At 68.3% G+C, this 1,364-nt stretch carries 1 protein-coding gene; it reads right to left on the bottom strand.

The window, feature by feature from the left end:
• Positions 1–77: 77 nt before the first annotated feature.
• The gene (locus tag HUW62_RS47255) at positions 78–1,097 is read right to left on the bottom strand and encodes an alpha/beta fold hydrolase (protein WP_163863852.1); all 1,020 of its coding nucleotides are present in this window, start codon (positions 1,095–1,097) and stop codon (positions 78–80) included.
• Positions 1,098–1,364 lie beyond the last annotated feature (267 nt).

Here is a 1,364-nt window from a genome sequence, read left to right as displayed (position 1 = left end):
GACTCATGGGGAGGGGCTTCCGGGTAGCACGCCAAGGGGGCCCGGACAACCCGGAGTCCCGTCCCCTGTGTGCCGTCTCACGCCCGGGTGGCGTGCGCGGACAGGAACGCCTCCACCAGGGGGAAGATTTCGTCCGGCGCCCGGCGGCCCAGCACCAGGTCGGCGTGCCCGTAGTCCGCTCCGAAGCCGTGCCCTCGCCCGGCCACGAGGAACTTCACCGGGCCTCCCAGGGCCTCCTTCGCCCGCGCCACCGACATGGGCGGCGCCAGCAAATCCTTGCTGCCCGCCAGCAGCAGGACGGGAATCTTCACCCCCGCCAGGGACTCGCGGTAGTCGAAGCCCCCGTCATAGGTGGTGAAGCGGTTGGTGGAAATCCAGCGGGCGAACTGGCGTGCCACTCCTCCGGCGATATTGGCCGGAACGTTGGCCAGCGCGCGCCGCACCACTTCCGGCTCCATGTTCTCCGCCAGCATCATGTACCGGCTCAGCGGGCCCGGCGGCGCGCCCAACAGCGCGATGCTGGTGACTCGGCCGGTGGGGATGACCTTCAGCCGCAGCAGCGGCTCCACGCGCTGGATGAAGGTGCGCAACCCCGGTTGCACGGCGAAGGTGAACGGGCTGCCCAGAATCGCCGCGGCCCGCACCGGCGCTTGCGGATTGCGGGCCAGGTGCGCGTAGAGCATCAACCCGCCCTTGGAATGCCCCACCCAGAGCACTTCCTTGGCCCCCGTGGACACCACGGTGCGCAGCGCGGTGCGCACGTCGTGCTCCGCCTGGTCGTCGAAGTTGAAGTCCGAGCAGTCGCCCGCGAGCCCCCGCCCGCGCAGCTCCATCACCCAGGTCTCGAAGCCCGCGCGCGCCAGGTAGCGCGCCATGCTGTACTGCTCGTCGAAGTCCAGGTGGAAGCGGTTGGCGCCCAGCCCGTGGCAGAGGATGACGGGCTCCGCGTACCGCCGCTCTCCTCGGGCGTGATAGCGCCCCAGGGCAATGGCCGCGCCGTCGTCCGTGGGCACCCGGTACAGCTCGTCCGGGCGGAACGTCAGCGTCAGCAACCCCTCTTTTCCCCGGCTCATCGTCCGCGAGAAGAGGTCCGCCATCCGCCCCAGCCGCGCCACCTGTCTCCGTGTCACCCCCCCACTCTAAGCCGGTCCGCCGCCCGTTGCCGTGTCCAATGCTGAGCGGTCATCCCTGCCGGCAGGGCCGTTGCAAGGAGATGTAGGCATATCGGTCTGGAGGAAACTGGATGCGGCAAAACAGGGCAATCAAGGAAACGTTGTCGTCCTTCATCGCCACCGTTTTTCCCACAGACACCCTCCTGCGCTGTCTCTTATAAACATCTGACGCTGCCGACGACTTAATAGGTG

The sequence above is a fragment of the Myxococcus sp. AM011 genome, assembly GCF_013372595.1.
GTDB lineage: Bacteria > Myxococcota > Myxococcia > Myxococcales > Myxococcaceae > Myxococcus > Myxococcus eversor.
The sequence above is the reverse complement of the archived record's forward strand: the minus strand, read 5'-3'. Positions and strand labels throughout refer to the sequence as shown.